Source organism: Streptomyces wedmorensis (assembly GCF_000716445.1).
GTDB lineage: Bacteria > Actinomycetota > Actinomycetes > Streptomycetales > Streptomycetaceae > Streptomyces > Streptomyces wedmorensis.
Genome location: NZ_JNWK01000013.1, coordinates 40698 through 58412 on the forward strand (window position 1 = coordinate 40698; position 17715 = coordinate 58412).

Below are 17715 nucleotides of genomic sequence, written 5' to 3' on the forward strand. Positions count from 1 at the left end.
CCCCCTCCCCCGGGCGGGGCCCGGCTCCGAGGAGACACCCATGCACGCCACCGCACGAGCGGCCCTGCGGTCGGTCGTCGGACCCGGTCACTTCCGGGAGACGGACGGCGAACTCGTCCCCTACAGCCGGGACGCGACCCCGTTGTTCCAGGCCCGGCCCGACGCCGTCGTCTTTCCCGCGGACACCGCCGAGGTCGGCGCCGTCCTCGACATCGCCACCCGCTACGCCGTCCCCGTGATCCCACGCGGCGCCGGCTCCAACCTGTGCGCCGCCACCGTCGCCTCCCGAGGAGGCATCGTCCTGGTCCTGACCCGTCTGAACCGGATCCTCGAAATCGCTCCGGCCGAACTCCTGGCCCGGGTCCAGCCCGGCGTCACCAGCGCGACCCTGGCCGAAGCCGCCTCCCGCGACGGCCTCTTGTGGGCCCCCGACCCCGGCAGCCGCACGGTGGCCACCGTCGGCGGCACGATCGCCACCAACGCCGGCGGTCTGCGCGGCCTCAAATACGGCGTCACCCGCGACTACGTCCTCGGCCTGGAGGCGGTCCTGCCCACGGGAGAGGTGATCCGCACGGGAGGCCGCCTCCACAAGGACGTTGCGGGATACGACCTCACCCGGCTCCTCACCGGCTCCGAAGGCACCCTCGCCGTCATCACCGAAGCCACCCTCGCCCTGCGGCCCGCTCCCACGACGACCGGTACAGGAATCGCCTACTTCTCTGACCTGGCCGCCGCGGGCCGGGCCGTCACTGCGATCATCGCTGCCGGCATCCTGCCCGCCACGCTCGAATTCCTGGACCGGTCCTGCATCCGGGCGGTGGAGGACTTCGCCCGTCTCGGGCTGCGCACCGACGCCGGCGCACTGCTCCTCTTCGGCGACGACGGCGAAAGCGACGCGGTCGCCCACGCCCTGGAGCGCATGAGCGACGTCTGCACGGCCCACCACGCCCTCGACGTCACGACCGCCGCCGAAGTGGCGCAGGCCGAGGCGCTGCTCGCCGCCCGGCGATGCGCTCTTCCCGCCCTCTCCCGGCTGGGTGAGCTGACCATCCTGGAGGACGCCACCGTGCCCCGGCCCCGCATCGCGGAGATGGTCGACCGCATCGACGCGATCGGAGCCCGACACGGCGTCACGATCGCCACCTTCGGCCACGCCGGCGACGGCAACCTCCACCCCACCTGCGTGGTGAAGTCCCAGGACGACACGGACACCGTCACCCGCGCGGAACGTGCCTTCGCCGAGATCTTCGCCGCCGCGATCGACCTGGGCGGCACCATCACCGGCGAGCACGGCGTCGGCGCGGCCAAGCTCCCCTACCTGTCCACGCAGCTGGGCGCCGACCAGATCGACCTCCTGCGCCGACTGAAGACGGCCTTCGACCCGGCCGGCATCCTCAACCCCGGAAAGCTGGGTTCATGACCGACCACCCAGGAGTGCCCCTGCCGAAGCCCGTCTTCGACCCGGACCTCCTCTCCCGCTGCATCTCCTGCGGCTTCTGCCTCCCCGCCTGTCCCACCTACGCCGAGACCGGTGACGAGGCGTCCTCGCCCCGGGGCCGTATCAACCTCATGCGGGCCCTGCAGAACGGCGATCTCGCACCCGACGACCCCACTCTGAAGGAACAGTCCTCGCAGTGCCTGGGATGCCGCGCCTGCGAACCGGTCTGTCCGGCCGGCGTCGAGTACGGGCAGCTTCTGGAGCAGTGGCGCGACCACCAGTGGCGCGGACGCCGGATGCCCGTTCTCGCCCGGGCCCTCATGCTCGCCGCCGGCCGGCGGGTCCCCTTCCGCCTGCTGGGACGACTGCGAGGAACCCCGCGCACGACCGTCGTCGAGACCTCGGCCCTCGCGTCCGGCGGGGCTTCACTCATGCTCGGATGTTTCGAGCGCGTCCTCTTCCCGCGCGTCGGCCGCGCCGCTCTCGCTCTCGTTCCCGGACTGACCGTCCCCGCTTCCCAGAGCTGCTGCGGCGCGCTGCACGCCCACAACGGCGACACCGCCACCGGCGAACGCCTCGCCCACCGGATGGGCGAGGACCTTCCCGGCACCATCGTCACCACCTCCGGCGGCTGCGCCGCCCACCTCGCCTCGGTCCTCGGCAGGGCTCGCGTCCGCGAACTCTCCGACCATCTGGCCACCGGCTCCGCGTACCGCCCCCTCGGGGAACTCCGGGTCGACGGCCGCCGAGCCCGTGTCGCACTCCAGGACTCCTGCCACCTGCGCAACGGCCTCGGAGTACGGACCGCCCCCCGTGATCTGCTCGCCGAGATCGCCCACTACGTCGAACTTCCCTCGGCGGGCACCTGCTGCGGTGCCGCCGGCACCTATTCCCTGCTGCGCCCCCGGGAATCGCGCCGCATCCTCACCACCAAGATCGACGAGGTCGAGGCCGCCGGCGTCGACTTCGTCGCCGCGGTCAATCCGGGGTGTCTGCGTCAGCTCCGCACCGGCCTGCGCCGCAGACGCTCACAGGTCAAGGCCGTGCACCTGGCCGAACTCCTGCTCATGGCAGGAGAGAGCAGGTTTCCGGTCGCCTAGGGCCGCCCAGTACTCCGCCCGGGAAACCGACTTCAGCACACCCCTCGCCACACCACTGAGAGAAGACATGCCTTCCCGCTCTCCGCTCGACCCCCTGGCCATCGAAGCCGCCCGCGCCGCCGCTCCCACTCTCGCCGCACTCACCCCGTCCGAGGTCGGCACACTCCTCCGAGACCTCGCCGACGTGCTCCGCGAGCACACCGACGAACTGGTCGGCCTCGCGGAGGAGGAGACCCGCCTCGGCGACGTCAGACTGCGGAGCGAGGTAGTGCGTACCCGCGCACAGCTGGAGATGTTCGCCGAGATCACCGAAGACGGCGCGCACCTCGGCGTCATGATCGACCAGGCGGACGACACCGCCGTCCCCGCCCCACGCCCGGACGTACGGCGCATGCTCGTCCCGCTCGGCCCGGTCGCCGTCTTCACCGCTTCCAACTTCCCCTTCGCCTTCTCCGTCCTCGGCGGTGACACGGCCAGCGCGCTCGCCGCCGGCTGCCCGGTCGTGGTCAAGGCCCACGAGGGCCACCCCCGTCTCACCGACCGCACCGCCGCCCTCGCGGCCGAAGTCCTGCCACCGGGAGCGCTTTCCGTCGTCCACGGCCGCGAGGCGGGTCGCGCCCTGGTCACCGACCCCGTCGTCCAGGCCGTCGGCTTCACCGGCTCCACCACAGGCGGCCGCGCGCTGTTCGACCTCGCCTCCGGCCGCCCCGACCCGATCCCGTTCTACGGAGAACTGGGCTCCCTGAACCCCGTGGTGGTCACCCCCCGCGCCCTCGCCGCACGCGGGCCCGCCCTGGTGAGCGAGTACATCGCATCCGTCACCCGCAGCCAGGGCCAGCTGTGCACCAAGCCGGGCCTGCTCTTCCTGCCCGAGCACCACGGCCTGGACGGACTTCTCCGCCTGGCCGTCACGCAGAGCTCTCCCGCGCCGATGCTGGGGGCCTGGATCACCGAGGCCTACCGTACGACCCTTGACGAGCTGGCCATGCACCCCGCCGTCCGACGGATCGCGGCCGCACCGGCCGGAAGCCACCACACAGGGCGACCCACCGAGGGTCCCTCGGCGACGCTCCTCACCGTCACGGCCCACGACCTGCGCGCCCACCCTGAACTCCTCCGGGAATGCTTCGGCCCGGCATCGACCGTCGTCACCTATGCCTCCACCGAGGAACTGCTCACCACCCTCGGGGAGCTCCCGGGCAGCCTCACGGCCACGGTGCACGGCCAGGAGGACACAGACGGGCAACTGGCCCGCACCATCTGGTCCGTCCTGCGCGCAGGACGCCTGATCTGGAACGACTGGCCGACAGGAGTGGCGGTCACCCGCGCCATGCACCACGGCGGCCCCTGGCCGGCCACGACCAACCCGCTGCACACCAGCGTGGGCGGCACCGCCATCGCACGGTGGCTGCGCCCGGTCGCCTACCAGAACATGCCTGAGGCCCTCTTGCCGTCACCTCTGCGGACCTCCAACCCGTGGCGGATACCGCAGCGGACAGGGGCCTGACGAACTCGTGCACGGTAAGCGGTGAGACGTCGAGCCTCGGATGGTCGATCATGGTCGGGGCGGAGAGCGTGACTCATGCAATGTCGTCAGCAATCACCGGATCACGGGCTGTCTGCCGACGTAATCGCTGAACTCGGCTCCGAATGCGGTTCGTTATGGAATGAGTGTCCCGAACCAGAGCTTCGCATCGGCGCCCACGGCCCGCTCCCTCACGCGAGTGGCAAGCCTCGCCTGGTGAGGCTCCTCCCACAACGGTCCTATTTCTTCGATGGGTTCAAAGAGCCTCTTTCATCCTGAATAGTCGCAGGTCAGTAGCATGTGGACGACCTGGACGATGGTGCCGATGCGGCGGGTGGAACATCTGGCTCGCCGAAGTAGCCGCCAGGACTTCAACTGCGCGAAGGCGCGTTCTCCTGGAGCCCTCAGCCGGGCATGGTTGCGATTGAACCGGACAGTAAACAGACGGCACTTCGGTTCCGCACTCACAGCGGCAGCGCCACTGGTCGGTGGTCTTGCCGGGAGGGGTTTCCAGGGGCTCGAACCCGGCCTGGCGCACCTCTGCAGCGGCGTTTGCCACAGCATCGCGGCGGTGTGCTTGGCCTCGCGGTCTGCGCGCCGCCGGCCTGGGTTGGTTCGTACCGCACCTCCGGATCCCGGGGTGCCGGGTGCGAAGCCGTCATTCGCGAGTTCCACGCTGCCGGGGTCTCGGGCGGGCGGCTGGCGGCGATCCGGCTTCCGGGGCGGCCCGGCGTCGACCGGCCGACGGCCAGAGGGACCGTTCTCCACGAAGCGGAGTGGCGTCGGTGCCCGACAGGTCGGTGACGCGTGCACGCACGTCGTCAGTGTGTGCGGAAGGGTTTCCCGCAGGGTTGATGGCTCATCAGGTAAGTCGGCATTCGGTCAGCGTGAGTCGCCGGGCGTTCCCAAGGGATTGACTGAACAAGCGTCGATGACGGCGGGAGAGCCCAGGTGGGGACCCGAATCGCCGGACCGGAGCGATGCTCCTCACAAACATCGGACGGGGACGTCGGTGTAAGGTTGAGCCCGCCCTTGACCTGCACAAAGCAGGCAGGGAGCCGTCTCAGAGGAGTCCGATTCCGGGACGCGCTCGGCAAGCAGCGCGAAGAGTCCGGTTACGGCACTCAGGACGACGCGATCGAACGCCTCACGCAGCTCTACGCGGAGAAGAAGACCACTGCGCCGTCTGCGGCGGCGGCCCGCCGGGAGCTGGGGCAGCAGACGGTCGAGGAGTACGCGAAGCAGGGGCGTCCCCGGCAGCGCAGGATGACGGACTGCTCCACGGGGGAGCACGTCGACAGCTCGATGAACGTGCACATCGTCCCGCGCTTGGGAGCGCGGAAACCGAACTCGGTCACACCGATGGTGGTCGAACGCTTCCTGGACGAGATGGAGAACGACGGAGTCGGCCGGGGAAACCAATGGCGCGCACCCCGGAACGTGCGGTGGCCACCCACACGGGGCGTCAGGTGTCCTTGGTGCCCTTGCGTACCTGGACGGATTCGGCGATGTGACACGGACCGTTGAGGCGCTCAACGTCCACCCGAACACTCTGCGCTACCGGGTCCGCAAGGCGGTCGCCCTGAGTGGGATCAGCATCGACGACCCCGATCAGCGGCTCGTCGCCATGCTGCAGCTGCGCTTGGCCGTGAACGGCGAGCCCATCGCGAAGGCCCCCTTCCCGGCCGACATTCCGTTGCCCCGGCTCGGTGGACCGGTCGGTGGACAGCCGCTGCCCATGACGGGGCCGACAACGACGACGGCCGGCGCCGCGGTCGGTCGCACCGCCACAGTCCGGCGCCGGCCGGTTCGTTCAGGAGCTGGGTACGGAGTCCTTGAAGACGGTCCCGGACGTGCGGAAGCCGGCGACCTTCGCCGCCACTTCGGCGGGGGTGAGGACTTGGTCCTTCACGTGGAGCATGTAGTCGACCTGCTCCTCGTAGGCGCGAGGGGTCGTGGAGGTCTGCCCGGCGAGGTCGATCAGCCACTGGTTGAAGTGGATCGACATGGGCCGCTCGGGCAGGTAGCGGGCCTCGTGCCGGGCGAACTCCTTGCCGTCGAGGTAGTAGACGAGTGTCGTTTCGTCGATGGTCAGGACGAGGTCGTGCCAGCCGGCCTGGCTCGTGCGGGCTTCCGTGTGCTGGTTGACCGCCTCCCAGGGGTCGGGGCGGAAGGTCTCCCAGGAGGTCGTGTAGAGGACGTTCGCCGTCTCGCCCCAGCCGCCGTTGGGGAGGTACTCGAAGTCGTACTCGGCGTAGTCGTCCGCCATCGGTGCGGTGAGGTCGTTGATGGTGAAGAAGCTCTGGACCAGGTGGTCACCGTCCGGGCCGCTGGTCGGGGTGTCCGCGAAGCGCACCCGGGCGGCGTAGGTGCCGTTCTTGAACTTCCGTGCAGCGGTGTGCACTTCGGTCTGCCGGGTCGACGTGCCGGATCCCGCGGTCGACGTGCGCAGCGTCATGACGGAGTTCGTGCCCTCTTTGGCGAAGGTGACGTTCTCGGGCGCCCAGGTCGCGTCGCCGACGCCGGGGCCGCCTCCGCCGGAGCGGATGGTCCAGCCGTGTGCGGTGATCGCAGGGTCGGTGTGACCGGTGTAGTCGAAGTCGTCGAAGAGGAGCCTCTGTTCGGCCGGGGGAGTGGTCGGGGCCGTGGGGGAGGGATCAGTGGGTGTCGGGGTCGGCGTCGGGGTTGACTCGTTGCCGGCCGGGGCGGTGCCCCAGACCTGGACTCCGCCGATGGTGGCGGTGACCTTGGCCCAGTTCCCGTACGTGGTCTGCGCGGGTCCGAACGAGTAGTCGTCGGACTGGTCGAGCGGTTGCCAATCGGAACGGTGGAAGCGCAGCTGTACGTCCCCGGTGTCGGCGCCCGGCGCCAGGGAGCCTGCCCCCGCCGTGAACCCGACCTCCAGGTACCGGTCCGCTGTGGCGGTGGGGGCGGTTGGTGTGCCGAACGTGCCCGTGAGGTGCGTACAGCCCTTTACGGCCCAGTCACAGGCGTAGGTGTACGAGGCGCCGGGGTCGGACTTGAAGTAGTAGCGCACCTTGACCTGGCTCAACGGGACGCTTGTCGTCCCGGTGTTGACCACGGTGAACCAGGGCGCCGCCTGGTCGCTGCCCGTGCCGCCGTGCCGGTATTGGACGGCGATGCTCTCGTCCGCGGCGGCGGCAGGGAGGGCGGTCAGCGCGGTGGCGCCGAGGCCGATCGCCGCGGCGGCGGCGAGCGCGGTGCGCATGCCGGGCTTCCGGCGGTGCGTTCCGTTGCGCATGGGGGTTCCTCTCGGGGAGGTGATGGGGGGAAGGCAGCACGGTGCCGCGGGCGAAGTCCGATGCTTCAACACCCGTGTGGGGAAAGGCTGATCATGCGCCGAGGAGAAGTTGGCATAGACCAATGTCGACGTCAACCCCGGGCACTGGAAGGTCGCTGGGGGCCGCGTCGGCTCCGCAGGGCGGTGCAGATGGCGGTGCGTGCCGCTCTGCCTTCGGGGATCGGCAGGAGGGGGTAGACGTGCAGCATCTCCGGCGCCTCGTGGAAGTCCAGCTCGACGCCCGCGGCCGTGGCGCGGGCGGCCAGCCGCCGGGCGTCGGCGTTGACGATGTCGCGGGTTCCGCTGAACAGCGTGATCGGGTTCAACCCCGTCAAGTCGGCGAGGAGGGGGCTGACATGAGGGTGGTCGGCGGGGAGCGCGCCGCGGTAGAGGTCCCCGGCGTAGCGTGCGCCGGGGACGGCGAGCCAGGGGTCGCGTTCTTCGAGCAGTGCGATGCGCGGGTCGGTCAGGCTGATGTCCAGCCACGGGGAGATGAGGATGGTGCGGGCGGGTGCGGGCAGTCCTCGGTCCCGCAGGTGGACGGCGACGGCGAGGGCCATGCCGCCGCCGGCGGAGTCTCCGATGAGAGTGACGGCTGTGGTGGCCGCGTCGTCGAGGAGTTGGGTGGCCAGGTCGGTGACGGCCGGCACCACCTCGGCTGCGGTCGCCAGGGGAGCCAGGGGGTAGATCGGCACCGTGACCTGGGTGCCGGTCTCGGCGGCCACGTGGGCGATCAGCTTCCAGTGCTGGGGCGCTATCTCGTTGATGTACGCGCCGCCGTGCAGATAGATGGCCCGCCGTCGGGGGTCGAGAGTGCCGCGCGGGGTGACCTCGTAGACGGGCCATCCGGCCACCCGGCGTACGGCGAGGTCGACCGTGCGCCCCAGTCCGGCCGGAGGCGCGTACCCGGTCGGCCGCAGGGAACGGGTGAGGACCTGTTCGCGGACGGCTTCCGCCGAGCTGAACACTTTCTTGGCCCCACGGAGCCGCACCATGGTCGGCATCGCTCTGCTGGTCAGGCTCGGCACGGTACGGCTCCGTTCCCACAGTCCGTGTTCTTCGGTGTCACGTCAGGTCGGTGTTCTTCGTCTCGGGCATCCGGTGCACCACGGCCAGAGCGAGGAGCAGCAGGACCACCGTGTAGCCGAGGAAGAGGTCGCCCTGCCCGTTGCTGGTCAGCCACGTCTGAAGATACGGGGCGCTGCCGCCGCAGACGGCCACGGCGATCGCGTACGGGAAGCCCACACCCGTCGTGCGCAGCCGGGTGGGGAACATCTCCGCGAACACCGCGGGGGTGATCGCCGCGCCGGCGGACATGAAGAGCATGGCCGTCGTCATCGACACGGCCAGCTGCCACACCTGGTCCTGGATGAACCAGTTCAGCGGGAAGGCCAGGACGGCTCCGCCGATGTACGAGCCGTACAGGACGGGCTTGCGTCCGACGCGGTCGGACAGGGCGCCGAACAGGGGCAGCGTCACGAGGAAGACGAGGTTGGCGAGGACCCCCGCCCACAGCGCGGAGGAGGCATCGATGCCCTTGAGGGAGATGGCCTGGGCGGGGGCGGAGACGGCCCAGGTGTAGTAGACGACCGTGCCGCCCAGGGTGAGGCCGATCACCCGCAGGCACGCCGCCCGGTTCTCCCAGAAGCCGCGCCACACGGAGGTGCGCGGTTCGTGGTCCGGTGTGTCGGCCTGCTTCTCGAAGGCTTCGGTCTCCTCCATGCGGAGCCGCATGATCAGCGCGTACAGACCGAGGAGTCCACCGACGACGAAGGGCACCCGCCAGCCCCACGCGTGCAGCTGATCCTCGCTCAGGAATGAGGCCAGGACCGCCGCGAGCACGGTGGCGACCATGATGCCGCAGGTGCCGGATATGTAGATCAGGCTCGACCAGAGCCCTCGCCGTTCGCGGGGGGCCATCTCCGCCACGTACGTCTGGGCCGCGGGAAGCTCCCCGCCGTGGGCCAGGCCCTGGACGAGCCGCGCGAACACCAGCAGGGCCGAGGCTCCCACGCCGATCGTGGCGTACGTCGGCGCGAGGCCGATCAGCAGGCTTCCGGCGGCCGCCAGCGCGATGGAGCCGACCATCGCCGCACGCCGCCCCCTGCGGTCGCTGAGCCGGCCGAAGACAAGCCCACCCAGGGGACGCATGAGGAAGCCCACGGCGAAGATCGCCAGAGTGCTCAGCAGGGCCGAGGTCGGATCGGCGGAGGGGAAGAACTGCGAGGCGAAGAACGGGGTGAAGATCGCGTAGACGTTCCAGTCGTACCACTCCAGCGCGTTTCCCACGCCGGTGCCGATGACGGTGCGCAGCCGGGACGGGGCGGGTGTGCTCCTGGTCGTGGCGCTCGTGATCGAGGCGTCGGACGCGGCGGATCTGGTGGCCGGGGATGCGGGGTCGGGCACGGGGTTCTCCTGGGGGACGAGAAGCAGTCTGGAAGGGCTGCGTCCGGGGGTGTTGCGGGTGTGGGGCGGTCAGACGGTCGGGACGGGGGCGAGCTTCGCCCGTGCCAGGCGCCGAAGGGCGAGTTCGGCGTAGAGCGCGGCTCCGTCCCCGAGCACGCTGTCGTCGAAGACGGCCAGGGGAGAGTGGTTGTACGGGGCTTGCTGGAGGTCCCGGTCCGGCGGGCAGGCGCCCAGGACCACGAACGCGCCGGGGACCTCGTCGAGCACCCGGGAGAAGTCCTCCGAGCCGGTGGCCGGGCGAGGCGCCCACGCGAAACGTTCCTCTCCGTGCACCTCCGCCACCACGTCGGCGACGAACTCGGCCTCGGCCGGGTCGTTGACGGTGAGGGGGTACTGCTCGACGAAGTCCACCTCGACGTCGAGGCCGTGGGCGGCCGCGATACCCCGGCACAGCTGCACGGCGCCGTCCTTGATCCGGCCGTGCGACGAGGCGGAGAACGACCGTACGGTCGCCGTGAACCGGGCCTCGTCGGGGATGACGTTGGCGGCCGTGCCCGCGTGGAAGGCGCCCACGGTCAGCACCACGGGGTCGAACGGGTCGAACCTGCGGCTGATGAACGTCTGCAGCGCGGTGACCATCTCGCACGCCGCCGGTACGGGGTCATTGGCCAGGTGCGGCATCGAACCGTGACCACCCGCACCACGTACGGTCACACGAAGACTGTCGGACGAGGCCAGGACCGGGCCCCGACGACTCGCGAACAGCCCGCTCGGGTAGCCCGCCGACGTCACGTGCAGGGCGTAGGCGGCCACCGGCCGCTCACCGGAGGCGTCCAGGACCCCCTCGCCCAGCATGTGGCCGGCCCCGTCCTGCCCCTCCTCGCCAGGCTGGAACATGAAGACCACATCGCCGGCGAGCTCGTCCCGGCGAGCGGAGAGCAGCTGGGCCGCGCCGGCGAGCATGGACGTGTGCAGGTCGTGACCGCACGCGTGCATCACACCCTCCGTGCGGGAGACGTACGTGAGATCCGCGCGTTCCGTGACGGGCAGCGCGTCCATGTCTGCTCGCAGGAGCACCGTGGGACCGGGCCGCGAGCCCCGCAGGACCGCGGTGACGGAGGTCAGCCGGTTCCCCGTGGTGACCTCCAACGGCAGCCCGTCCAGGGCGGCCAGGACCTTGTCCCGCGTACGCGGCAACTCCAGTCCCAGCTCGGGCTCGGCGTGCAGCGCCCGCCGCAGGCGAACCAGATCGCCCTGCACACTCCGTGCGTCCTCGCGCACCGACACCCTCGTCCCCTTTCACTGACGTTCACCTAGCTGTCGCTCGGTTGCCAGTGATGATGGATACTCGGCACCCACACTCATCAGAAACGCAGGATCTTTTTCCCATGGCTGATCGTTTGCAGGAATCTGCGCCCTTGGACGAACTCGACCTCAGCCTGGTCAACACCCTGCAGATCGACCCCCGAGCCCCCTGGTCGCGCATCGGACGGGCACTCGACCTCGACCCCGTCACCGTGGCCCGCCGCTGGTCCCGGCTGACAGAGACGGGCGTCGCGTGGATCACGGCACAGCCCGGGCGCGCTCAGATCTCCCAGGGCTGCCTGGCCTTCGTCGAAGTGGACTGCCAGGCCGGCCGTGCCCTCGAAGTCGCCAACACCCTTGCGCAGTGGCCGCACGTCCTGACCGTGGAGCACACCAGCGGCGGCAGGGACCTGCTGCTCACGGTGTCGACGCCCACGCTTCCGGCCCTCTCCTGCTACCTGCTCGAACGCCTCGGGGCACTCCCGGGAATCAGCGCCACCCGCACCCAGCTCGGCACGCATGTCTTCACGCACGCCACCGACTGGCGCTTGCGTGCCCTCGATCCCCGCCAGCGGGCGCACATCACCGCCGAGCGGCCGACCCGGTCGCCATCGACGCCCCAGACGCTCACCGCGAGGGACCGACTCCTCATCGTGCGCCTCGGGGCCGACGGACGTACGTCGCTCACGGACCTCGCGGAGGAGCTGGGCGTCGGGATCACCACCGTACGCAAGCGTCTCGGCCTTCTCGTCGCCAACGAGGACTTGGAGTTGCGCTGCGAAGTGGCTCAACCCCTGTGCGGCTGGCCGATCTCCACCTCGATCTGGGCCCAGGCCGAGATCGATGACCGCGACGCCTTGAACAGACTGCTTGCCGCCGTCCCCGAGATCCGGGCGTGCATCGGCCTTGCCGGGGGCGCGGCGAACCTCCTCATCAGCGTCTGGCTCCGTTCTCTCCCCGACATCCGCGGCCTCGAAGCCCGCCTCGCCGGCGCACTGCCTCAGCTGAAGGTGCTCGACCAAGCGGTCTCGCTGCGCTTCGTCAAGCGCATGGGCCGCATCCTCGATCCGGCCGGCCGCAGCGTGAGCACCGTCCCCATGGACATCTGGTCCGATCCTTCCTGAAGCGTCGGATCAGGCGTGTACTCGGCAGTCGCGGACGGCCAGGTTGAACTATCCGGCCAGAGCCGCCTGTCGCCGGCTCTCGAGGGCCTGCTGGACGCGGGCTACGTCGGCGGCGTAGGTGCGGTAGAGAAGGGTGAGGAAGGCGCCGTTGACGGTCATGAGGCCGACGAGGACCCACAGGAACACCGAGCGCAGTCCGAAGGCGTCGCCGAGGAAGCCGGCTCCGGGGCTGAACGCGGCGATGGCGACGGCCTCGAAGACGCTGAGGTAGATGGCGAAGGCCGCGCCGCGGAGCTCGGGAAGGGTCACGGCCATGATCATGGGCCGGTTGACCACCGGGTTGACGCCCTGGGTGAGGCCCATGAGGGCGAAGAAGACGGCGAACAGGCCGATTCCGCCCCAGTCGATCTGGGTGCCGAAGTAGGCGATGACCGCGAAGGCGAACTGGGCGGTCTGGAGGATGGCCACGGGCCCGTTGCGCAGGTTGCGGCGGACGGTCCAGCCGGTGAGGAAGCCGCCGAGCAGGGTGCCGGTGAAGAAGCCGATGCCCATGGGGAAGAGGATGGCGGAGGCGACCTGGGTGCTGAATCCGTAGACGTCCACGAGGAAGATCACGCCGAACGCCGCGGCGAGGAGATGTCCGGACAGGAGTCGGGAGACGAGCAGGATCACGGGGCTCGGGATCCGGAGGAGTGCGGTCACCTGCTTCATGGTGACCTGGGCGTGCGCCTCGCGGGTCTGTCGGTCGAGGCCGGCGAGCTGCTGCTCGGACGCGCCTCTGCCCGGGTCGCGCATCCGGATCGACAGGGCGACGCCGCAAAGGACGTTGAGGGCGCCGATGCTCCACAGGCCCCAGCGCCAGCCGTCGTCGAACGCGGCGAGCTGTCCCTTCAGGGTGGCGAAGAGGGAGGCGACGAGGTTGATGGCGCCGTACAGCATCTCCGACGGCGCGGCCCCGGGACTCGCTGTCGAAGAGGTCACCCAGGATTTCCGTGGTGACGGGACCGGAGGCGGCGTACCCGGCGGCGAGGATGGTGATCAGGACGAGGAGTTGGGTGAAGTTCTGGGCGAAGCCGGCGGCTATGCCCCACACTGCCCAGAATCCGGTGGCCGGGACGAGGACGCCCTTGCGGGACCAGCGCTGGGCGACCCACACCCAGAACGGGCCGGCGAACACGCCGACGATCCGGCCCGCGGCGGTCAGGACGCCGAGGGCGCCGAGAGACTCCGAGCGAGTGACGGATCACCGGGAAGAGCCCGCTGATCAGACTCGCCTCGGTGTTCTCGACGAGCATGGTGTCGCCGAGCTCCCGACCGCGGTCCTCGGCTGTGCTTCCACCTCAAGCCCGGCAGCTACGACACCCTCGGGCTCATCGAGGTCCTGGAGCAGATGAAGGCGTTTTACGACGGCGAGCGGGTGGTCCTGGTCTGGGACGGACTGTCCGCCCACTGGAGCCGGGTGATGCGGGCCTGGCTCGCCGAGCAGGACCGGCTCACCCTGGAGCGATTACTCGCCTACGCGCCCGAGCTCAACCCGGTGGAACTGCTGTGGTCCTCGCTCAAGAAACGCGAGCTCGCCAGCCTTGCCGGCGACCACCTCGCGGACGTCGCCGACGCCACCGAACAGGGCATCCACCGCATCAACGACAACCCTCAACTGCCCTGGTCCTTCCTCGCCCACACAGGCCTCACTCTCCACCCACCCACCCCACAGAACTAACGAAAAGATCAGTAGTGGTCTGCGTCGTACGTCCTTCGGGGGTTGACTTCGAAGCTGGGCGTCGGCGGGCTTGTGGCCAGGTGACGGGGTGGATCTGGCGTGCGACGCCGAGGGCATTCTCGGGGTGCCGATGGGAATGCCGGCGTACAGGAGGCGTCTGATCGGGGCAGGCTGGCTCGCCCGGGCCCGCCTTGTCCCGGTCGCGCCTGGGGCGAGGCGACGGAGGGATGTGGCGTCAGGGGTCAGGCCTTGGGCTGTGCTTCGAGGAAGGCGAGGGCTCTGGCCACGAACTCGTTGTGGAACTGGAAGATCCCGCCGTGTCCGGCGTCCGGGTAGAGGGGGACGAGTTCGCTCCGGGGCAGGCGGGCGGCGAGGTCGAGGGTGTTCTCGCTCGGCACCATCCTGTCGCTCTCGCCGTTGGCCACCAGGACTGGCTGGTGGATGCGCGACAGGTCCGCGGGCGACTGCAGGCCCCATCGGTGGATGGCCTTGAGCTGGGCGCGGAACGACGTCAGCGAGATGGCCCTGTCGCGGTCGCTGGTGCGTTCCTTCAGCCGTTCGAGGAAGGCGTGTGCTTCGCGTCGGCCGTGTTCGGTGTCGGTGAAGAAGAGGAACCGCTTGGGGTCCTTGCGGGTCAGGAAGCCCTTCAGGATGTCCCGGAGGGTGAGTGCGGTGACCTTGTCGATGCCGGGGCCTCCGGCGGGGCCGGTGCCCGCGAGGACGACCCTGCGCACCAGCTGCGGTTCCTCGGCTGCGATGACCTGGGCGATGAAGCCGCCCATCGACAGGCCGAGCAGGTCGACCTGCTCGAAGCCCAGGGCTCGGATGAACAGCACCGCGTCGCGGGCCATCGCTTCGATGGTGTCGGGGGTGGAGCCGCCCGACGCGCCGACTCCGCGGTTGTCGAAGGCGATCACCTGGCGCCGGGCGGCGAGTCCGTCGACGACGCGGGGGTCCCAGTTGTCCAGGACAGCGGTCAGGTGGTGGAGCAGGATCAGTGGTACGCCGTCTCCTTCCGGGCCGAGCCGGCGGTAGACGAAGTCGACGCCACGCACGGACACCGAACGGGTCGGTGCATCTTTGTACGACGACGACGAGGCGGGCGTGGGGGTGGGGGAACTGCGCGGTGCGCTCATGATCGGTTCCTGGGGGTGTGGAGGGTAGGGGTGGTGGGGGCGGGATCCTCTCGCTGCCCGGGGCCTGGCGGTGGTGCGGCGGGGGCTGGTGCTCACACCGTCGCGATGACGACCTTGCCGGCCTTGGCGTGGCCCTTCTCGGCGTACTCCATGGCTTCGCGGGTCTGCTCGAAGGGGAAGACACGGTCGACGACGGGGCGGATCTTCCCGGCGTCGACGAGCCGGGTGATCTCGCGCAGCTGCTCGCCGTCGGCCTTCATGAACAGGAAGGAGTACGTCACGCCCCGGCGCTTGGCGTGGCGCCGGGTCGTGAAGCTCAGCGCGTTCATCGCCTGGCGCAGGACCGGGTTCGCGCCCAGCTCGCGGGCGAAGTCCGCGTCGGGGGGCCCGGCGATGCTGATGACCTTCCCGCCGGGCTTGAGGATGCGCAGGGACTTCTCCAGGGTCTTGCCGCCGAGGGTGTCCAGGACGACGTCGTAGCCGTCCAGGAGCTCCTCGAAGTCCTGGGTGCGGTAGTCGATGACGACGTCCGCGCCGAGTTCCTTGACCAGGGCGGTATTGGCCGCGCTCGCGGTAGTGGCCACGTGTGCGCCCAGGTGCCGGGCCAGTTGGAGGGCGATGGTGCCCACCCCGCCGGAGCCCGCGTGGATGAGGACCTTCTGGCCCGGCCGGACCCGCGCCTTCTCGACCAGCGCCTGCCATGAGGTGAGTGCGACCAGGGGAAGCGAGGCGGCCTCCGCCATGGTGAGGGTGGCCGGCTTGTGGGCCAGGTCGTCCTGGTGGACGGCGATGAGTTCGGCAAAGGTGCCGATCCGGTCCTTGTCGGGCCGGGCGTAGACCTCGTCGCCCACCGCGAAGCGGGTGACGGCCGAGCCGACCTCGACCACCACTCCTGCGAGATCGTTGCCCAGGATGAGAGGCAGGCGGTACGGGAGGATCCGCTTGAAGGCACCCTCGCGGATCTTGAAGTCCAGCGGGTTGACGCTCGCCGCGTGGATCTTGACCAGCACGTCGTCGGCGCCCGGCTTCGGATCGGGCAACTCGGCGGCGCGCACCGCGGACTGGTCACCGTACTTCTCGATCAGATATGCCTTCATTGTCATCTCCGTTTTCCGCCCGCAGGGGGACGGGGTCTCCGCTCGCTCCAGGCTTGCCCCGGTACGAGATACTTTCTGCTCCGCACTGCTGGTTCAGAGGGCTCCGCGCCGATGCGGCGGGGGCGCCTCACCCCGCATTCGGCGCGGCGGCCAGGCTCTGCTTCACGTGCCGGGTGACGTCGTCGGCGAGGATCTCGGGCAGGCCCCTCTCGATGCCCGAGAGGGCCTGGGCGGCGACCTCGGCGGGGTCGGTCTTCTGGTCGGCGGGAACGCCGGCGGCCATGTCGGTGTCCATGTATCCGACGTGCAGTGCCGTGACGGTGATGCGGCGGGGCGCCAGTTCCTCTCGGGTCGCGCCGGTCAGCGCCCAGGCGGCGGCCTTCGCCGCGGCGTAGGCGCCGAGGCCGGCCGGGTGCAGCCAGGACAGGACGGACAACACGTTGAGCACGGTGCCGCCGCCGTTGGACTCGATGACCGGGGCGAAGGCCCGGGTCACGGCGAGCGGGCCGAAGAAGTTCACCTCCATCTCCAAGCGCACCGCGTCCGGGCTGCCCGTCATCAGGGGCGTTCCGGTGGAGATGCCCGCGTTGTTGACCAGCAGCGTCGCGTCGGAGGCGGTGCGGGCCGCCTCCCGGATCGACTCCGCGTCCGTCACGTCGAGCCGCAGCGGGATGACACCCGGAAGGTCCACCGTTTCGGGGCGGCGGGCCGCCGCGTACACCTTGGCCCCGCGCGCCATGAGCTGGGCGGCCAGATGCCGCCCGAGCCCCCGGTTGGCGCCGGTGACCACCGCGACCGCGTCCTTCAGTTCCATGAGCACTCCCAGCGTCGAGGGCGGCGACGACCGCAAGATAGATTACAGCCGTCATCTAAATATCAGTCTAGAATAGATTTCACTCGACATCCAACTGGGAGGGGTGACCGATGGGCCGCGTATCGCAGGCACAGGCACAGGAGAACCGCCGACGGGTCGTGGAGACCGCCTCCCGGCTGCTCCGGGAGCAGGGCACCCACCTGAGCGTCGCCGACCTCATGAAGTCGGCCGGCCTGACCCACGGAGGCTTCTACAAGCAGTTCGCCTCCAAGGAGGCCCTCATCGACGAAGCCACCGCCCACGCGTTCGCCGAACTCGCCCAGCACCACGAGGACGGGCTCGATCAGTACGCCGGGCAGCGCGACGCCGCCCAGCGGGCGCTGATCGACGCCTACCTCTCCGTCGAGCACCGCGACAGCCCGGCTGACGGCTGCCCCGCCGCCGCACTCGCCACCGACATGGCCCGCGACGGAGGAGAGACCGAGGCCCGCCGCGTCTACACCCAGGGGGTGGGTGACTTCGCCGACTTCCTCGCCGCCAAGGACCAGGACGGCATCACCCGGCTGTGCACCATGCTCGGCGCACTCGTCCTGTCCCGAGCCACCAACGGCACCCCGCTCTCCGACGAGATCCTCACCGCCGCACGCACGGCACTGATCGGCACCAACTGACCGCAGAAACGGTGCAGGGCGGCACGCCGCAGGAAGGGCGCGCTTCTTTGCACCCTGTCGCCCTCCACTTCTCGTGAA

15 protein-coding genes and 3 pseudogenes are annotated in these 17715 nt (G+C 70.1%); 7 read left to right on the top strand and 11 right to left on the bottom strand.

The features are described 5' to 3' along the window. Positions 1-40: 40 nt before the first annotated feature. The 3 genes from OO54_RS13200 to OO54_RS13210 all read left to right on the top strand — a co-directional run bounded on the left by OO54_RS13200 (position 41) and on the right by OO54_RS13210 (position 4045). The gene (locus OO54_RS13200; protein WP_033203037.1) at positions 41-1420 is read left to right on the top strand and encodes an FAD-binding oxidoreductase; all 1380 of its coding nucleotides are present in this window, start codon (positions 41-43) and stop codon (positions 1418-1420) included. Continuing rightward, complete coding sequence (locus OO54_RS13205) at positions 1417-2538, top strand: (Fe-S)-binding protein (protein ID WP_033203038.1); 1122 nt, start codon at positions 1417-1419, stop codon at positions 2536-2538. Before OO54_RS13200 ends, OO54_RS13205 begins: the two co-directional genes overlap by 4 nt. A 67-nt stretch (positions 2539-2605) precedes the next feature. Further along, positions 2606-4045 (top strand): aldehyde dehydrogenase (NADP(+)), encoded by a 1440-nt coding sequence (locus OO54_RS13210; RefSeq protein ID WP_033203039.1) that lies wholly within the window; start codon positions 2606-2608, stop codon positions 4043-4045. Positions 4046-4333: 288 nt separating this feature from the next. On the opposite strand, the pseudogene OO54_RS43525 reads toward OO54_RS13210, so the two are convergent. Continuing rightward, positions 4334-4489, bottom strand: a pseudogene (locus OO54_RS43525) (IS5/IS1182 family transposase); the annotation flags it as partial. A gap of 731 nt (positions 4490-5220) precedes the next feature. Beyond that, entirely contained in the window at positions 5221-5421 is a 201-nt protein-coding gene (locus tag OO54_RS46375) for a hypothetical protein (RefSeq protein ID WP_033203040.1), read from the bottom strand. Positions 5422-5555: 134 nt separating this feature from the next. On the opposite strand from OO54_RS46375, the pseudogene OO54_RS48300 reads away from it, so the two are divergent. Further along, a pseudogene (locus tag OO54_RS48300) lies at positions 5556-5696 on the top strand (helix-turn-helix domain-containing protein); the annotation flags it as partial. Positions 5697-5876: 180 nt separating this feature from the next. Here OO54_RS48300 and OO54_RS13220 read toward each other — a convergent pair. From OO54_RS13220 to OO54_RS13235, 4 genes are all read right to left on the bottom strand, one after another. Continuing rightward, entirely contained in the window at positions 5877-7325 is a 1449-nt protein-coding gene (locus OO54_RS13220; protein WP_033203041.1) for a cellulose binding domain-containing protein, read from the bottom strand. Positions 7326-7456: 131 nt separating this feature from the next. Further along, complete coding sequence (locus tag OO54_RS13225; protein WP_051786913.1) at positions 7457-8392, bottom strand: alpha/beta hydrolase fold domain-containing protein; 936 nt, start codon at positions 8390-8392, stop codon at positions 7457-7459. A gap of 37 nt (positions 8393-8429) precedes the next feature. Further along, complete coding sequence (locus tag OO54_RS13230; protein ID WP_234439591.1) at positions 8430-9770, bottom strand: MFS transporter; 1341 nt, start codon at positions 9768-9770, stop codon at positions 8430-8432. 69 nt (positions 9771-9839) lie between these two features. Further along, on the bottom strand, positions 9840-11057 hold the full coding sequence (locus tag OO54_RS13235) for a M20 metallopeptidase family protein (RefSeq protein WP_033203042.1): 1218 nt from the start codon (positions 11055-11057) through the stop codon (positions 9840-9842). Positions 11058-11158: 101 nt separating this feature from the next. Here OO54_RS13235 and OO54_RS13240 point away from each other — a divergent pair, with 101 nt between their 5' ends. Continuing rightward, on the top strand, positions 11159-12199 hold the full coding sequence (locus OO54_RS13240; RefSeq protein ID WP_033203043.1) for an Lrp/AsnC family transcriptional regulator: 1041 nt from the start codon (positions 11159-11161) through the stop codon (positions 12197-12199). 48 nt (positions 12200-12247) lie between these two features. Here OO54_RS13240 and OO54_RS13245 read toward each other — a convergent pair whose 3' ends face one another. After that, entirely contained in the window at positions 12248-13180 is a 933-nt protein-coding gene (locus OO54_RS13245) for an MFS transporter (protein WP_234439590.1), read from the bottom strand. A 19-nt stretch (positions 13181-13199) separates the two neighbouring features. Further along, a pseudogene (locus tag OO54_RS48765) lies at positions 13200-13376 on the bottom strand (MFS transporter); the annotation flags it as partial. A 195-nt stretch (positions 13377-13571) separates the two neighbouring features. Here OO54_RS48765 and OO54_RS13250 point away from each other — a divergent pair. After that, complete coding sequence (locus OO54_RS13250; protein WP_245236723.1) at positions 13572-13919, top strand: transposase; 348 nt, start codon at positions 13572-13574, stop codon at positions 13917-13919. Between the two features lie 242 nt (positions 13920-14161). Here OO54_RS13250 and OO54_RS13255 read toward each other — a convergent pair whose 3' ends face one another. From OO54_RS13255 to OO54_RS13265, 3 genes are all read right to left on the bottom strand, one after another. Next, complete coding sequence (locus tag OO54_RS13255) at positions 14162-15055, bottom strand: alpha/beta fold hydrolase (protein WP_033203045.1); 894 nt, start codon at positions 15053-15055, stop codon at positions 14162-14164. Positions 15056-15147: 92 nt separating this feature from the next. After that, positions 15148-16152, bottom strand: coding sequence for an NADP-dependent oxidoreductase (locus OO54_RS13260; protein WP_033203046.1), 1005 nt, complete (start codon positions 16150-16152; stop codon positions 15148-15150). A gap of 127 nt (positions 16153-16279) precedes the next feature. After that, entirely contained in the window at positions 16280-16966 is a 687-nt protein-coding gene (locus OO54_RS13265; RefSeq protein ID WP_033203047.1) for an SDR family oxidoreductase, read from the bottom strand. Positions 16967-17076: 110 nt separating this feature from the next. On the opposite strand from OO54_RS13265, the gene OO54_RS13270 reads away from it, so the two are divergent. Continuing rightward, a complete protein-coding gene (locus tag OO54_RS13270; protein ID WP_033203048.1) occupies positions 17077-17637 on the top strand; it encodes a TetR/AcrR family transcriptional regulator in 561 nt (186 codons plus the stop codon). Positions 17638-17715 lie beyond the last annotated feature (78 nt).